The organism is Streptomyces pactum, from assembly GCF_002005225.1.
Lineage (GTDB): Bacteria > Actinomycetota > Actinomycetes > Streptomycetales > Streptomycetaceae > Streptomyces > Streptomyces pactum_A.
Genome location: NZ_CP019724.1, coordinates 6,752,632 through 6,767,763 on the forward strand (window position 1 = coordinate 6,752,632; position 15,132 = coordinate 6,767,763).

A 15,132-nucleotide genomic window follows, 5' to 3' on the forward strand; every position below is an offset into this window, starting at 1 on the left:
CCCATGGTGCGGGTCACCACTGACAACGCCCGTCGGCCGTCAGGCCGTACGAACCGTCGGGGGTGCGGCATCCCCGGCACACCCCCGCGGTCGGCTACGCCGACATCAGCAACCGGCCCCGCCGGGCTTCGGCCAGCGCGTCGGGGGTGAGGACGGGCCGCGGCACGAGGATTCCGCAGTCCGTGCAGACGGGGCCCGTCGAGGGTTCGTGGTCGAGGTCGTAGGTCCACACCAGGCGCTCCCCGTCGCACACCGGGCACACGGAGCCCGGTTCACGCTCCAGCGCGGAGATCAGCCGGCGCAGCACCTCCGCCAGCGGGCCGTCGGGATGGACGCGGGGGTCGTCGCACCAGGCGACACCGAAACCGCCCCAGGTCAGCCGGTGCCAGTCGTCCACGCTGCCCGGCCTGCGCAGCCCGTCGTGCTTCTCCTTCCTGCGCCGCTCGGCGAACCCGACCTCGTAGGCCAGCCACACCGAACGCGCCTCCTCCAGCTCCTCCAGTGCGGCCACGAGCCGCGCTGGGTCGGGGGAGCGGTCCTCGGGACCGAACCCGGCCCGGGAACACAGATGGTCCCAGGTCGCCCTGTGCCCGTAAGGGGCGAACCGTTCAAGGCACTTGCGCAGCGAATAGCGCCGTAGCGCCAGGTCGCACCGTGAATCGCGGACCTGTCTCGCCAGACTTCGGAAACCGGCCATCGCCTTGCACCTCCGTCATACCTGCACCTGCACTCCGGTCAATTCGGCGTCGTCGTACGGACGTCGCCGAATAGACGTATCGACAAGCGATTCGGCTCCATCCGATTTCCGATGCCCCTCATCAGTCGATCCACCCGTTCCAAAAAGTGACGCATGTTCATCTTCCAACTCGGGGATACCGGCGGTAACGTCCGGCCCACCCCCAGTCGGGAGGAGCTGCCATGCCACGGCGCACCCCACGCAACGCCCTGGACAGACTGAGAACTCCCCGTGGCTTCCACGGGTTCCTGAAGGGCGCGTCCGTATGCGCCCTCGTTGCCGGTCTTTTGTCGCCGCTTTCCCCCGCGATGGCCGCCGGAACGGGTCTGACCTCGGAGCGGACCGCGGGAGCGGCCTCCGAAGCAGGTACCCGGAAGGCCGTCGAAAAGATCTCCGAAACGGCGGCGAACGACCACTGCGGCGGCCGGTGTTCCGACATCCTGCCGCCCGGTCAGAACGGCAACGCCACCCTCGCCCAGATCCTGCTCAACCAGGCCTTCGGTACCCAGCCCGCCCACGCCGAGGACCAGCTCGGGCCCTACGCGAGCCTCGCCACCGGCTACTCCGGCCTCACCGACGACAAGATCAACACGTTCTTCAACGACGCCTCCTTCGGCGTCCCCGACGGCCAGGTCGCCTCCACCGTCCGCCCCGCCGGCCGCAGCGACGTGACCATCGTCCGCGACAAGAGGACCGGTGTGCCGCACATCACCGGCACCACCCGCTACGGCACCGAGTTCGGCGCCGGCTACGCGGCGGCCCAGGACCGGCTGTGGCTGATGGACCTCTTCCGGCACGTCGGACGAGGCCAGTTGACCCCCTTCGCCGGCGGCGCCCCCGCCAACCAGGGACTGGAGCAGCAGTTCTGGCGCGGCGCCCCGTACAGCGAGGCCGACCTCGAGGCGCAGATCGAGAGCGCCGCCGCCAAGGCCGGTGAGCGCGGCGAGCTGGCCCTGGCCGACGTGGACGCCTACGTCGCCGGCATCAACGCCTACATCGACGCCTCCGACAAGGGCCGGTACTTCCCCGGGGAGTACGTCCTGACCGGCCACAAGGACGCCATCACCAACGCCGGCACCATCGAGCACTTCAAGCGCACCGACCTGATCGCGCTGGCCTCCGTCATCGGCTCCCTCTTCGGCGCGGGCGGCGGCGGCGAGGTCACCAACGCGCTGTCACTGCTCGCCGCCCAGCAGAAGTACGGCGTGGCCGAGGGCACCGAGGTCTGGGAGTCCTTCCGGCAGCGCAACGACCCCGAGGCGGTCCTCACCCAGCACGCCGGCAGCTTCCCGTACCTGCCCAAACCGGACGACCCACAGGGGGCGGCGCTGCCCGACGCCGGCTCGGTCCGGGCGGAGCCGCTGGTGTACGACCGCACGGGCGGCGCGGCCGGCCCGAGCGCGACCGGTGCCTCCGCGACGGCGGCGGACGCGGCCGTCACCTCGGCGCGGCGCGGCATGTCCAACGCCCTCGTGGTCAGCGGCGAGCACACGGCGAGCGGTCACCCGGTCGCCGTCTTCGGCCCGCAGACCGGCTACTTCGCGCCGCAGCTCCTCATGCTCCAGGAGATCCAGGGCCCCGGCATCAGCGCCCGCGGCGCATCCTTCGCGGGCCTGAGCATGTACGTCGAACTCGGCCGCGGCCAGGACTACGCGTGGAGCGCGACCACGTCCGGCCAGGACATCATCGACACCTACGCCGTCGAACTGTGCCGCGACGACCACCACTACCTCTACCGCGGCACCTGCACGCCGATGGAGAAGATCGAGCGGAAGAACGCCTGGAAGCCGACCGTCGCGGACGGCACCGCGGCCGGCTCCTACACGATGCGGGTCTGGCGCACGAAGTACGGCCCGGTCGAGTACCGCGCCACCGTCGGCGGCAAGAAGGTCGCCTACACCACCCTGCGCTCCTCGTACCTGCACGAGGCCGACTCGATCATCGGCTTCCAGATGCTCAACGACCCGGACTACCTGAACAGCCCCGAACGCTTCCAGAGCGCCGTCCAGCACATCAACTACACCTTCAACTGGTTCTACGCCGACTCGGAGCACACCGCGTACTACAACAGCGGCGACAACCCGGTCCGGGCGAACGGCGTCGACGCCGACTTCCCGGTCTGGGCGCGGCCGGCGTACGAGTGGCGGGACTGGGACCCGGCCGCCAACACGGCCCGGTACACGCCGGCCTCCGCCCACCCGCGCTCCGTCGACCAGGACTACTACGTCTCCTGGAACAACAAACAGGCCAGGGACTACGCCACCGCCCCCTGGGGCAACGGCTCCGTCCACCGCGGCGACCTCCTCGACGACCGTGTGAAGAAGCTGGTCGCCGACGGCGGCGTGACACGGGCCGCGCTGGTGAAGGCGATGGCCGAGGCGGGCCTCACCGACCTGCGGGCCGAGGACGTACTGCCCGATCTGCTGAAGGTGATCGACTCCGCGCCGGTGACCGACCCCGCGGCCAAGGCGGCCGTCGACCGGCTCAAGGCATGGCTCTCGGCGGGCGCCCTGCGTACGGAGACCTCGGCCGGCGCGAAGAAGTACGCCCACGCCGACGCGATCCGCACCCTGGACGCCTGGTGGCCGCTGCTGGTGAAGGCCGAGTTCGAACCCGGTCTCGGCAGCGACCTGTACACCGCCTTCACCCGCAACCTGCCCGTCGACGAGTCCCCGTCCGCCGCCCACGGCCCGACCGGCGCGCATGCCGGCAGCGCCTTCCAGTACGGCTGGTGGAGTTATGTCGACAAGGACATCCGGTCCGTGCTCGGCGAGCGTGTCGACGGTCCCCTCGCGCGCGTGTACTGCGGCGCCGGCGACCTCGCCGCCTGCCGGGACACCCTGGTCTCCACCCTGAAGGAGGCGGCGGGCCGGACGCCCGCCCAGGTCTATCCCGGCGACGACAACTGCCCGGCGGGCGACCAGTGGTGCGCCGACTCGGTGATCCACCGCACCCTCGGCGGTATCGAGCACGGCGGGATCGGCTGGCAGAACCGGCCGACCTACCAGCAGGTCGTGGAGTTCACGTCCCACCGGTGACCGGCCGGCCACACGGTCACCTGTAGAGGAGGTACTGGCGGCGCGTCCGGCGGAACGCCGCCAGTTCCTCCTCCCAGCCGCCCACCACCTCGTCGGTGTCCGCGCCCGCGTCGATCATCGTGCGCACCTGGGTGGATCCGGTGAGCTTGTCGATCCAGTTGTCCGGCCGCCAGGCGAAACCGTCCCAGGTCCGCTTCGCGGTCACCAGGAGCGCGATTCCGGTGCGCACCGGGTCGAAGGCGGACCGGTCGTGCACGTGGAGCTGCACACCGCCGACGGTCTTCCCCTGGAACTTGGAGAAGGTGGGCGCGAAGTAGGCCTCGCGCAACCGCACGCCGGGCAGGCCGACGGCGTTCGCGGCGGCGGCCCAGCTCCCGTCGATGCCCTCCGCTCCGATCAGCTCGAACGGGCGGGTGGTGCCGCGCCCCTCCGACAGGTTCGTGCCCTCGAACAGACACGTCCCCGAGTACACCAGCGCGCACTCCGGCGTCGGCATGTTCGGGCTCGGCGGCACCCAGGGCAGCCCGGAGGCGTCGTAGAACTCCGAGCGCTTCCAGCCCGACATCGTCACGGTCTCCAGCGGCACCGGCTCCGTCAGGAACTCGCCGTTGAACAGCCGCGCCAGCTCGGCGACCGTCATGCCGTGAGCCTGTGCGATCGGCTGCCGGCCGACGAAGGTGGCGAACTCCTCGTGCAGGATCGGACCGAGGGCCGCCCGCCCGGTCACCGGGTTCGGCCGGTCCAGGACCACGAACCGCTTGCCCGCGAGCCGGGCCGCCTCCATGCAGTCGAACAGCGTCCAGATGTACGTGTAGAAGCGCGCGCCGACGTCCTGGATGTCGAAGACGACGGTGTCCACGCCGGACGCCGTGAAGATGTCCGCGAGCGGCTGCCCGCTCTTCAGGTACGTGTCGTAGACCGGCAGCCCGGTCGCCGGGTCGTCGTAGCGGCCCTCGGAGCCGCCCGCCTGCGCGGTGCCGCGGAAGCCGTGCTCGGGGCCGAAGACGGCGGTCAGGTCCACGCGGTCGTCGGCGTGCATGACGTCGACGATGTGGCGTACGTCCCGGGTGATGCCCGTCGGGTTGGTGACGATGCCGACCCGCTGCCCGTCCAGCGGGGCGTAGCCGTCGTCGACGAGGCGCTCGAAGCCGGTGCGCAGCCGGCGGCCGCCGTGGCCCCCGGGCGCCGCCTGCGCCGTACCGGTCGTGGCGGCCGCGGCCGCCGTGGTGGTGGCCGCCACCGCGGCCGTGGTGGCGAGCAGGGACCGTCTGGACAGCGTCATGCGGTGACCTCCGTGATCGCGGCGGGTGTCATGCGCACGCACGCTAACCCGCGCCGCGTGCCGCGCGGAACGGAGTAGACCGCCGTTCGCCCCTTCCGTCGCACATACCGACTGGTTAGTCTGGCGCTGCAACGGAGAGCCAGCAGTGCCCGAGCCGTGTCGAAGGAGACCGATGGTGGAAGCCGTGCAGGATGCCGGAGTCGTCGTCACCGGGGCGGGAGGCGGCATCGGTGCCGCGCTGGCCCGCCGCTTCGCCGCCGAGGACGCCCGGGTCGTCGTCAACGATCTGGACGCCGACCGGGCCAAGGCCGTCGCCGAGGAGATCGGGGGCATCGCGGTCCCGGGCGACGCCTCCGCGATCGTCGCCGAGGCCCGCGAGGCGCTGGGCGGCACGGTCGACGTGTACTGCGCCAATGCGGGCGTCGGCTCCGGGGGTTCCGAAGCGGCCGAGGAGGCCGTCTGGGCGCTCGCCTGGGACGTCAACGTCATGGCCCACGTGCGGGCGGCCCACGAGCTGATCCCCGACTGGCTGGAGCGCGGCAGCGGCCGCTTCGTCTCCACCGTCTCCGCCGCCGGACTGCTCACCATGATCGGCGCCGCGCCCTACAGCGTGACCAAGCACGGCGCCTACGCCTTCGCCGAGTGGCTGTCCCTCACGTACCGCCACCGCGGGGTCAAGGTGCACGCCATCTGCCCGCAGGGCGTGCGCACCGACATGCTCACCGCGAGCGGCAGCGCGGGCGACCTGGTGCTCCAGCCCACCGCCATCGAACCGCGGGACGTCGCGGACGCCCTCTTCAAGGGAATCGAGCAGGACCGCTTCCTGATCCTGCCGCACCCCGAGGTCGCCGAGTACTACCAGGCCCGCGCCGCCGAGCCCGACCGCTGGCTGCACGGCATGAACCGCCTCCAGCGGCAGTGGGAGGAGGCGACGGCCCGATGACCGGCTCCCGTTACGCGGCCAAGCCCTGGCTGGACCTGCTGACCGACGCCCAGAAGGCGCCGCTCGACCCGGACGCCTCCCTGGTGCACGCCCTGCGCCGGGCCGCCGCCGAGGCCCCCGACCGCGCCTTCCTCGCCTACTTCGACGGCCGCCTCACCTACCGCGAGGTGGACGAACTGAGCGACTCCGTCGCCGGGCACCTCGCCGCGCGCGGCCTGGAGCGCGGCGAGCGGGTCGCGGTCCTGCTGCAGAACTCCCCGCACTTCGTGCTCGCCGTCCTCGGGGCGTGGAAGGCGGGGGCGGTCGTCGTGCCCGTCAACCCCATGTACAAGTCGGGGGAGGTCGGCCACGTCCTACGGGACGGGGAGGTGGCCGCGCTGATCTGCTCAGACCGGGCCTGGGAGTCCTACCTGCGCGAGACGGCGGCCGGCACGCCCGTACGGATCGCCCTCACCGGGTGTGAGTTGGACTTCCAGACCCGCCAGGACGCGCGCGTGCTGTCCTTCGAGCGGCTGCCCCGCGCCACCGACGCCGACGACCTCGCCCAGGCGGCCCGCGCCGGACACCAGGCCCCGGCCGGCCGTGACCCGGAGCCCGGTGACACCGCGCTCATCAGCTACACCTCGGGCACCAGCGGCAAGCCCAAGGGCGCCACCAACACGCACCGCAACATCATGTACAACGCGGAGCGGCAGCGCACCGGGCTCGGCCTGCCCGAGGCGCCGGTCTACTTCGCGCTGGCGCCGCTGTTCCACATCACCGGCATGGTCTGCGAGTTCGGGGCGTGCCTGAACAGCGTGGGCACGCTCGTCCTGGCGTACCGCTTCGAGGCGGGCGTCGTGCTGGACGCCTTTGCCGAGCACCGGCCGCACTACACGGTCGGTCCGTCCACCGCCTTCATGGCACTGGCCGCCCACCCGTCGGTCACCCCCGAGCACTTCGCCTCCTTCGCGAACATCTCCTCCGGCGGCGCGCCGCTGCCCCCGGCCCTGGTGGAGAAGTTCCGCGCGGGCTTCGGGCCGTACATCCGCAACGGCTACGGGCTCACCGAGTGCACCGCACCCTGCGCCTCGGTCCCGCCGCACCTGGAGGCGCCCGTCGACCCGCTCTCCGGGACCCTCGCCGTCGGCGTCCCCGGCCCCGAGACCGATGTCCGGATCGTCGACGAGCAGGGCGCCGAGGTCCCCTTCGGGGAGCAGGGCGAGATCGTCGTCAGCGGACCGCAGGTCGTCCCCGGCTACTGGCGGCGCCCCGACGCCACCGCCGAGACCTTCCCTGGCGGCGAGCTGCGCACCGGCGACGTCGGCTTCATGGACGCCCAGGGATGGCTCTACGTCGTCGACCGCAAGAAGGACATGATCAACGCCTCCGGCTTCAAGGTCTGGCCGCGCGAGGTCGAGGACGTGCTCTACACCCACCCGGCGGTGCGCGAGGCCGCCGTCGTCGGCGTGCCCGACGGGTACCGGGGGGAGACCGTCAAGGCGTACATCAGCCTCCGTCCGGGTGCCGAGACGGCCCCGGACGCACTCGCCGCCTACTGCGAGGAGAGACTGGCCGCGTACAAGTATCCGCGCCAGGTGGAGATCCTGCCCGACCTGCCGAAGACGGCGAGTGGGAAGATCCTCCGTCGGGAACTGCGTTCCCGTACGCACCAGGACGGACAGTGAACGGACAGTGAAACGGAAAGGCAGGTGACGGCAGTGCCCAGGACCACGGACGGGGACGGCACTCCGGTGCCGCAGCGGCTCCTGGCCGCCGCCACCCGGCTCTTCGCGGAGCAGGGCTACGACCGCACCTCGGTACAGGAGATCGTGGAGGCGGCCGGCGTCACCAAGGGCGCGCTGTACCACTACTTCGGCTCCAAGGACGACCTCCTGCACGAGGTCTACGCGCGCGTGCTGCGCCTCCAGCAGGAGCGCCTGGACGCCTTCGCGGACTCCGACGAGCCGGTCGAGAAGCGGGTGCGGGACGCCGCGGCCGACGTCGTCGTCACCACCATCGACAACCTCGACGACGCGTCGATCTTCTTCCGCTCCATGCACCAGCTCAGCCCGGAGAAGAACAAGCAGGTGCGCGCGGAGCGCCGGCGCTACCACGAACGCTTCCGCGCGCTCATCGAGGAGGGCCAGCGGGCCGGCGTCTTCACCAAGGAGTCCCCGGCCGACCTGGTGGTGGACTACCACTTCGGCTCCGTCCACCACCTCTCCACCTGGTACCGCCCCGACGGCCCGCTCAGCCCGCAGGAGGTCGCCGACCATCTGGCCGACCTGCTGCTGCGGGCCCTGCGCCCGTGAGGTGATCGGCCAGGGCCGCCGCCGCGGGACCGCGCGGCCGCGGCCCCGCCCGGCCGGGACGACGGTGCGGCCCGGCGCCGGCCGCCGGATCTCCGCACACGGCGGCCGGCGAGACATCCCCCAGGCCCCCGGCCGGAGGGTGCCGGGCCGGCGCGCGCACGGGGGACACCGGCTTCCGCGTCCCCCGTGCACCGTGCCCCTGCCGGGGAGAGCGCCGCTCAGAGGTACTTCTTGATCTCCCGGCGGGCCAGCGAGCGCTGGTGGACCTCGTCGGGACCGTCGGCGATCATCAGGGTCCGGGCGCCCGCGTAGAGCTCGGCCAGCGGGAAGTCCTGGCTCACGCCGCCCGCGCCGTGCAGTTGGATCGCCCGGTCGATGATGTCGACCACCGCGCGAGGCGTGGCGATCTTGATGGCCTGGATCTCGGTGTGCGCGCCCCGGTTGCCGACGGTGTCCATCAGCCAGGCGGTCTTGAGCACGAGGAGCCGCAACTGCTCGACGGTGACGCGTGCGTCCGCGATCCAGTTGTGGATCACGCCCTGCTGGGCCAGCGGCTTGCCGAAGGCGTCGCGGGACACCGCCCGCCTGCACATCAGCTCGATCGCCCGCTCGGCCATGCCGATCAGCCGCATGCAGTGGTGGATGCGGCCCGGACCGAGGCGGGCCTGGGCGATGGCGAAGCCGCCGCCCTCCTCGCCGATCAGGTTCGACACCGGTACGCGCGCGTGGTCGAAGGTCACTTCGGCGTGGCCGCCGTGGTAGTGGTCCTCGTACCCGAAGACCTGCATGGCCCGGTCGACGGTGACGCCCGGCGTGTCACGGGGGACCAGCACCATGGACTGCTGACGGCGGATGTCCTCGCCGTCCGGATCGGTCTTGCCCATCACGATGAAAATCCCGCAGTCCGGGTTCATCGCGCCGGAGATGTACCACTTGCGGCCCGTGATGACGTAATCGTCGCCGTCGCGCTCGATGTGCGTCGTGATGTTCGTGGCGTCCGAGGAGGCCACGTCCGGCTCGGTCATCGCGAACGCGGAGCGGATCTCGCCGGCGAGCAACGGCTGCAGCCACTGCTTCTTCTGCGCCTCGTCGGCGAACTGCGCCAGCACCTCCATGTTCCCGGTGTCCGGCGCCGCGCAGTTGGTCGCCGTCGGCGCCAACTGCGGGCTGCGGCCGGTGATCTCGGCGAGCGGAGCGTACTGGAGGTTGGTGAGACCGGCGCCGTGCTCGGCGTCGGGGAGGAAGAGGTTCCACAGGCCCTGGCGGCGCGCCTCGGCCTTCAGGTCCTCGACGACCTGAGGGGTGTCCCAGGGGGAGGCCAGCAGGGCACGCTGCTCGTGGGCGACCTGCTCGGCCGGGTAGACGTGCTCGTCCATGAAGGCGAGCAGCCTGGCGCGGAGTTCCTCGGTGCGTGCGTCGAACGCGAAGTCCATGACGGGTCAGCCTTCCTGAAGGGTGGTCAGGCCGTGCTCGATGAAGACGGGGACGAGGTCGCCGATGCGGTCGAAGCCGCGGCCGACCGTCTGGCCCAGCGTGTAGCGGTAGTGGATGCCCTCCAGGATCACGGCGAGCTTGAACCAGGCGAACGCCGTGTACCAGGCGACGGCGGACACGTCGCGCCCCGAGCGCGCGGCGTACCGCTCGATCAGCTCGGCCGGGGCGGGGTGGCCGGGGGCCTGGGCCGTGGTGGAGACGGGGGAGTCGGGCATGCCGAGGGGCATGCTGTACATCACCAGCAGGCCGAGGTCGGTGAGTGGGTCGCCGAGGGTGGACATCTCCCAGTCGAGGATCGCGTTGATCTCGTCGTCGCCGCCGATCAGCACGTTGTCCAGGCGGTAGTCGCCGTGCACGACGGTCGGGGCGGGGGAGCGGGGCAGCTCCCGGCCGAGGGTGGCGTGCAGCTCGTCGATGCCGGCCAGGTCGCGGTTGCGGGAGGCGTCCAGTTGCTTGGCCCAGCGGCGGAGCTGGCGATCCAGGAAGCCCTCGGGGCGGCCGAAGTCGCCCAGGCCGACGGCGGCGGGGTCCACCGCGTGCAGTCCGACGAGCGTGTCGACCAGGTTCAGCACCGCGGCCCGGGTGCGCTCGGGGCCGAGCGGGGCGAGCTGGTCGGCGGTGCGGTACGGGGTGCCCTCGACGAACTCCATGACGTAGAAGGGCGACCCGAGGACCTCCTCGTCCTCGCAGAGGAGGACCGGGCGCGGTACCGGCACGTCCGTCGGGTGCAGGGCGTCGATGACGCGGTGCTCGCGCCTCATGTCGTGCGCGGTGGCCAGGACGTGGCCGAGCGGGGGGCGTCGTACGACCCAGCGCGCGGTACCGTCCGAGACCGCGTAGGTGAGGTTCGACCGTCCGCCCTCGATCAGCCGGCCGGACAGCGGGCCGGTCACCAGGCCGGGACGCTCGCGGTCGAGCAGGCCGCGCAACCGGTCGAGATCGAGTCCGGGCGGGTGGTCGGGGCTCATCGTCGCTCCTACGGGCAGGTGAACAGTACCCGACTCATGATGCCGACCGGTCGGTATGCCGTCCAGTGGGGGAGCGGAACGTGATCGGCGCCACGATAGGCCGACAGCTCCCGGCGCGGGAGTGCGCGGGAGCTGTCGGGTGGGCCGTGGGGAGCGGGCCGCCGTCGGTCAGTGGTCGTCCCAGTGGCCGTCGTGGGCGGCGTGGCGGTGGCCGTCGTGCAGGTAGTCCACGTGGTCGCCGTGGCGCACGCCCGGGTGTCCGCAGTCTTCGCCGTGCCGGTGGTCGTGGCTCTGGTGCGCGGTGTGCCCGGAGGGCTCGCACTCGTCCCAGTGGCCGCCGTGCCGCCGGTGCAGGTGCCCGTCGTGCGCGTAGTCGACGTGGTCGCCGTGGGGGACCTCCGCGTGGCCGCAGTCCGGGCCGTGGGCGTGGTCGTGTGCGGTGTGTTCCTGGTGGAGAGTGGTCATGGCCCTCACCTTATCGGTGCATATCCTGACATTCAGCTTGCGCGGTCTCCGGGTACCCCGGAGGGTCGGTGCCATGAAGGCGATCAGTTACGCACGGTACGGCGGTCCCGAGGTCCTGGAGTACGGGGACGTCCCGGATCCGCCGGTCGGGCCCGACTCGGTGCTCGTGAAGGTGCGGGCCGCAGCCGTCAATCCCGTCGACTGGAAGTGCCGCGACGGCCACCTCGACGCCATCCTCCAGCCCGTCTTCCCCGTGGTCCCGGGATGGGACGTCTCGGGGGTCGTCGTGCAGCCCGGGGCCTCGGTCACGGAGTTCGCCGTCGGTGACGAGGTCATCGGCTACGTCCGTGAGGACTTCCTTTCCCGGGGGACCTTCGCCGAGTACGTGGCGGCGCCCGTGCGCACCCTCGCGCGCAAGCCGCGCAATCTCACCTACGAGGAGGCGGCCGGGCTGCCGCTGACCGGGCTGACCGCCTACCAGGTGCTGGTGAAGGCGCTGGAGGTGAAGCGGGGCGAGACCGTGCTCGTGCACGCCGCCGCGGGCGGGGTCGGCTCGATCGCGGTGCAGCTCGGGCGGCATCTGGGGGCCCGGGTCATCGGCACGGCGAGTGAGCACAACCACGACTTCGTGCGGAGGCTGGGCGGGGAACCGGTGACGTACGGGCAGGGGCTGGCCGAGCGGATGCGGGGGCTGGCGCCCGAGGGGGTGGACGCGGTGTTCGACACGGTCGGCGGCGAGACGCTGAGGATCTCGGCGAACCTGCTGGCCACCGACGGCCGCCTCGTCTCCGTCGCCGACGCGGACGTCGTCGACTACGGGGGGCGGTACTCCTTCGTGCGCCCCGACGCGGAGGACCTGCTGCGATTGAGTGAGCTGGCGGAGCAGGGGGTCGTGTCCGTGCACGTGTCGGAGACGTTCCCCCTGGAGCGGGCGGCGGACGCGCACCGGCGGAACCAGGAGGGGCGTACGCGGGGGAAGATCGTGGTGACGGTGGACTGGGAGTAGCGGGGCGGGGCGCGTCCCGGGCGCCCTCGTCTCCCGGCTCAGGAGACTAGAGGACGAGGAACGCGCCGCACACCGCCAGTGCCACCGTGCACAGGACTGCCGCCGTGGCGTGCGGCGGGGTCAGGGCGCGAGGCCGGTTCGCCGAGGCGAGGGTGCGGATGCGGCCGTGGGCGATGCGCAGGAAGGCCAGCCAGAGGGCGCAGCACAGGGCGGCGGCGACGACGGTGGCGGGGGTAGCGCCGCCGTGCAGCGCGGTCTTCGCGGCGAGGACGGCCGCGACGGTGCCGGACAGGGTCGTGCGGCGCCAGGCGAGCCGGGTGCGCTCGGGCTGGAGCCCGGGGTCGCGGTCGGGGATGCAGCCGGAGCCGGAGCCGGAGCCGGAGCCGGAGCCGGCGCCGGGGGTGCGGCCAGGGTCGGGCTCCGGGGCATGGGGGCTCACGGTCAGCCCTCCCAGCCGACGAGGACCACGACGACCATCGCCACGGCGACCACGGCGACGACCAGGCTGAGCAGGGCCGGGAAGCGGGAGACGGGCAGATCCTCGCCGCGCCGCATGGCCCGTTCGCAGCGCACCCAGTGGTTCACGGCGCGCAGCGAGCACAGCACGCCGGCCGCGAGCAGCGCGAGTGCGAGCCCCACCCGCCAGCCCCAGCGCAGGTCGGGCAGGAACTGGTCCACCGCGAACCCCCCGCCCACCAGGGCGAGAGCGGTGCGCAACCAGGCCAGGAAGGTGCGCTCGTTCGCCAGGGAGAACCGGTAGTCGGGGGTGCCGCCCTCCTGCCGGATCTCCTCGGGCGCGAACCAGAGTCGGGCGTTCCGCACGAATTCGATCACGCGGGGACCCTATCGGGCGGTTGCGGGATGTCCGCGGCGGCCTGCGCGGGTTCGGTGGGTGCGCGCAGCGCGGTTCGCTTTGCCGGAGGCCGGCCGGGCCGCGCCGGGGGAGGGGGCGGCGGTGCCCCGTGGCGCCGGGCGTGCGGCCGGCCCCGCAGTCCACGCCCGCCCCGCCGATGCCGGGCCGTGTCACCCGCACCGGCCTGCCCCTACACCGGCCTGCCCTCGCGCCGGCCTGCCCCTACACCGGCCCGCCCCCGCACCTGGCGCACCGGCAACCGGCGGCGGGGGAACGTCACCGGCGGGGGAGCGTCACCCCCGCCGAGCCCGCAGCCGCGCGTACGCCGCCAGCCCGTCCGGCACCCACTCCCACTCCCCGAGCCGCCGTTCCACCTCCGCCTCCGTGAGGAACCCGTGCCAGGCCACCTCCTCCACCTGTGGAGCGACCGGCCCCTCGCACCGCGCCTCGTACACCGCCGACCACCAGGTCCGCCCGGCGCCGTCGTCGTACAGGAACTTGAAGAGGCGCTCCGGGCGCGGCAGCCCGGTCACCCCCAGTTCCTCCTCCGCCTCCCGCAGCGCCGCGTCGTCGTAGGACTCGCCCGCGCCGACCACCCCGCCGACGAACATGTCGTACAGGGAGGGGAACACCAGCTTCGTCGCCGTGCGGCGGTGGACGAAGACGCGTCCTTCGGCGTCCCGGGTCCACACGAACACGCAGCGGTGGCGCAGCCCCTGGGCGTACGCGTCGCCCCGCCGGGCCTGACCGGTGACGCGGTCGTTCTCGTCGACGATGTCGAGGATCTCGTCAGCAGCGCTCATGGCGTACATCCAAGCAGCGGCCGCTCCGGACGGGCGCCACGTCCGGGTGCGGTGAGCGACAAGTCCCTTTTCCGCCAGGCGAGTTGACGCGTGTAACGACGGGCCGGGCCTTGACGGAAAGCGTTGGCTGCCGGTTTGCTGTGCGTGATCAGTTCATGGCAAACCGGCTACGACGACCTACCGCGTCGCGTGAGGAAGTTTCCCGCGGTGTCCCCACCTCCGCCTCCCCTCGGCCGCGGCCGCAAACGCGCGGCCCAGGCCTTCGACGACGCCCTCGACGACGCCGAACTCGTCGCCGTACGCGCCGCCCTGGCCCAGGGGCGCTGGCAGTCCGCCCGCTCCCTGCTGGTCCACACGGGCGACGACTGGGACCGCCGCGGGCACCGGGTGACCGTGCTCGCCAAGGAGCCCCACAGCGCCCCCTGGGCCCGCGAGTGGCTGCTCGCCGAACCCGATTCCGCCGACGCCTCCGTACTCCTCGCCCTCGCGCTGGTCCACCGCGCGCTGCGCGGCAAGGAGAAGCCGGACCGGGTGCGCGAGACGTGCCGGGACGCCGCCGCGCTCGTCCCGGACGACCCCACGCCCTGGCTCGGCCTCCTCATGCTGGAGCGTTCGCTCGGTGCCGTCGACGAGGCCGTGCGGGTCTTCGAGGCGGTGCGGGCGCGCTACGCCGACCACCACCACGCCCATCACCTGATGGTGGCCCGGCTCGCCGAACGCGGCGGCGACGGCGGTTCCGATCCCCTGCACGAGGTGTACGACTTCGCCAACTGGGCGGCCGAACAGGCCCCCGCCGACTCCCCGCTGGCCATCCTCCCGGTCGTCGCGCACGCCGAGCGCTACCGCGTGCTCGCCGCCGCCGGCCACGCGTCCGCCGACCCGGGCGCCTCGGGCCACTGGGTCGGCCGCCGCGCCCGGCTGGTGATGAAGGCGGCCTTCGACTGGTGGCTGGAGTGGGAGCAGGACGGCCACCCGCGCCGGCTGATCGACCTCAACTTCCTGGCCCACGCCAAAGCGTGCGAGGGCCGCGGCGCCGAGGCCGCCGCCCTGTTCCACCGCATCGGCGAACACGTCACGCCCGCCCCGTGGTCCTACCCCGACCGTGACCCGTACCCAGCCTTCCGGGCCGCCCGCGCGAGCGCGCTCGGCACCGCCTGACACCCCGACGAATCAGACGCACACGACGTACACGACGTACACGACGTACACGACGTACACGACGTACACGACGCACACGACGTACACGACGT

At 72.4% G+C, this 15,132-nt stretch carries 14 protein-coding genes; 6 read left to right on the plus strand and 8 right to left on the minus strand.

The window, feature by feature from the left end; all coding sequences use genetic code 11:
• Positions 1-94: 94 nt before the first annotated feature.
• Positions 95-697: a hypothetical protein gene (locus B1H29_RS29030; RefSeq protein WP_055416115.1), complete on the minus strand. Its 603-nt coding sequence runs from the start codon at positions 695-697 to the stop codon at positions 95-97.
• 221 nt (positions 698-918) lie between these two features.
• Here B1H29_RS29030 and B1H29_RS29040 point away from each other — a divergent pair, with 221 nt between their 5' ends.
• Positions 919-3,774: a penicillin acylase family protein gene (locus B1H29_RS29040; RefSeq protein WP_055416114.1), complete on the plus strand. Its 2,856-nt coding sequence runs from the start codon at positions 919-921 to the stop codon at positions 3,772-3,774.
• Between the two features lie 16 nt (positions 3,775-3,790).
• Here B1H29_RS29040 and B1H29_RS29045 read toward each other — a convergent pair whose 3' ends face one another.
• Entirely contained in the window at positions 3,791-5,056 is a 1,266-nt protein-coding gene (locus B1H29_RS29045; RefSeq protein ID WP_199832266.1) for an exo-beta-N-acetylmuramidase NamZ family protein, read from the minus strand.
• Positions 5,057-5,228: 172 nt separating this feature from the next.
• Between B1H29_RS29045 and B1H29_RS29050 the strand changes: the two genes are divergently transcribed.
• The 3 genes from B1H29_RS29050 to B1H29_RS29060 are packed head-to-tail and all read left to right on the plus strand — an operon-like array spanning position 5,229 to position 8,293.
• The gene (locus B1H29_RS29050) at positions 5,229-5,999 is read left to right on the plus strand and encodes an SDR family oxidoreductase (RefSeq protein WP_055416112.1); all 771 of its coding nucleotides are present in this window, start codon (positions 5,229-5,231) and stop codon (positions 5,997-5,999) included.
• Positions 5,996-7,666: a class I adenylate-forming enzyme family protein gene (locus B1H29_RS29055; RefSeq protein ID WP_055416111.1), complete on the plus strand. Its 1,671-nt coding sequence runs from the start codon at positions 5,996-5,998 to the stop codon at positions 7,664-7,666. The genes B1H29_RS29050 and B1H29_RS29055 overlap by 4 nt, the downstream gene beginning before the upstream one ends.
• A 33-nt stretch (positions 7,667-7,699) precedes the next feature.
• Positions 7,700-8,293, plus strand: coding sequence for a TetR/AcrR family transcriptional regulator (locus B1H29_RS29060; protein ID WP_055416110.1), 594 nt, complete (start codon positions 7,700-7,702; stop codon positions 8,291-8,293).
• Positions 8,294-8,511: 218 nt separating this feature from the next.
• On the opposite strand, the gene B1H29_RS29065 is transcribed toward B1H29_RS29060, so the two are convergent.
• From B1H29_RS29065 to B1H29_RS29075, 3 genes are all read right to left on the minus strand, one after another.
• Positions 8,512-9,726: an acyl-CoA dehydrogenase gene (locus tag B1H29_RS29065; RefSeq protein WP_055416109.1), complete on the minus strand. Its 1,215-nt coding sequence runs from the start codon at positions 9,724-9,726 to the stop codon at positions 8,512-8,514.
• Between the two features lie 6 nt (positions 9,727-9,732).
• Entirely contained in the window at positions 9,733-10,755 is a 1,023-nt protein-coding gene (locus B1H29_RS29070) for a phosphotransferase family protein (RefSeq protein ID WP_055416108.1), read from the minus strand.
• A 168-nt stretch (positions 10,756-10,923) separates the two neighbouring features.
• Positions 10,924-11,220 (minus strand): hypothetical protein, encoded by a 297-nt coding sequence (locus B1H29_RS29075; protein ID WP_055416107.1) that lies wholly within the window; start codon positions 11,218-11,220, stop codon positions 10,924-10,926.
• A gap of 73 nt (positions 11,221-11,293) precedes the next feature.
• Here B1H29_RS29075 and B1H29_RS29080 point away from each other — a divergent pair, with 73 nt between their 5' ends.
• Positions 11,294-12,226, plus strand: a complete 933-nt coding sequence (locus B1H29_RS29080; RefSeq protein ID WP_055416106.1) for an NADP-dependent oxidoreductase — start codon at positions 11,294-11,296, stop codon at positions 12,224-12,226.
• A gap of 46 nt (positions 12,227-12,272) precedes the next feature.
• Here the strand turns inward: B1H29_RS29080 and B1H29_RS29085 are convergent, their stop codons facing one another.
• The 3 genes from B1H29_RS29085 to B1H29_RS29095 all read right to left on the minus strand — a co-directional run bounded on the left by B1H29_RS29085 (position 12,273) and on the right by B1H29_RS29095 (position 13,882).
• A complete protein-coding gene (locus B1H29_RS29085) occupies positions 12,273-12,581 on the minus strand; it encodes a DUF202 domain-containing protein (RefSeq protein WP_055417658.1) in 309 nt (102 codons plus the stop codon).
• Positions 12,582-12,667: 86 nt separating this feature from the next.
• A complete protein-coding gene (locus B1H29_RS29090) occupies positions 12,668-13,060 on the minus strand; it encodes a YidH family protein (protein ID WP_055416105.1) in 393 nt (130 codons plus the stop codon).
• A 312-nt stretch (positions 13,061-13,372) separates the two neighbouring features.
• Positions 13,373-13,882, minus strand: coding sequence for an NUDIX hydrolase (locus B1H29_RS29095; RefSeq protein ID WP_055417657.1), 510 nt, complete (start codon positions 13,880-13,882; stop codon positions 13,373-13,375).
• A gap of 207 nt (positions 13,883-14,089) precedes the next feature.
• Here B1H29_RS29095 and B1H29_RS29100 point away from each other — a divergent pair, with 207 nt between their 5' ends.
• Entirely contained in the window at positions 14,090-15,040 is a 951-nt protein-coding gene (locus tag B1H29_RS29100; protein ID WP_055416104.1) for a hypothetical protein, read from the plus strand.
• Positions 15,041-15,132 lie beyond the last annotated feature (92 nt).

What these genes read in the sequence shown, in the direction of transcription:
- B1H29_RS29030 (WP_055416115.1), bottom strand. Translation starts at nt 697, where the DNA reads ATGGCCGGTTTCCGAAGTCTGGCGAGACAGGTCCGCGATTCACGGTGC.
- B1H29_RS29040 (WP_055416114.1), top strand. Translation starts at nt 919, where the DNA reads ATGCCACGGCGCACCCCACGCAACGCCCTGGACAGACTGAGAACTCCC.
- B1H29_RS29045 (WP_199832266.1), bottom strand. Translation starts at nt 5,056, where the DNA reads ATGACGCTGTCCAGACGGTCCCTGCTCGCCACCACGGCCGCGGTGGCG.
- B1H29_RS29050 (WP_055416112.1), top strand. Translation starts at nt 5,229, where the DNA reads ATGGTGGAAGCCGTGCAGGATGCCGGAGTCGTCGTCACCGGGGCGGGA.
- B1H29_RS29055 (WP_055416111.1), top strand. Translation starts at nt 5,996, where the DNA reads ATGACCGGCTCCCGTTACGCGGCCAAGCCCTGGCTGGACCTGCTGACC.
- B1H29_RS29065 (WP_055416109.1), bottom strand. Translation starts at nt 9,726, where the DNA reads ATGGACTTCGCGTTCGACGCACGCACCGAGGAACTCCGCGCCAGGCTG.
- B1H29_RS29070 (WP_055416108.1), bottom strand. Translation starts at nt 10,755, where the DNA reads ATGAGCCCCGACCACCCGCCCGGACTCGATCTCGACCGGTTGCGCGGC.
- B1H29_RS29075 (WP_055416107.1), bottom strand. Translation starts at nt 11,220, where the DNA reads ATGACCACTCTCCACCAGGAACACACCGCACACGACCACGCCCACGGC.
- B1H29_RS29080 (WP_055416106.1), top strand. Translation starts at nt 11,294, where the DNA reads ATGAAGGCGATCAGTTACGCACGGTACGGCGGTCCCGAGGTCCTGGAG.
- B1H29_RS29095 (WP_055417657.1), bottom strand. Translation starts at nt 13,882, where the DNA reads ATGAGCGCTGCTGACGAGATCCTCGACATCGTCGACGAGAACGACCGC.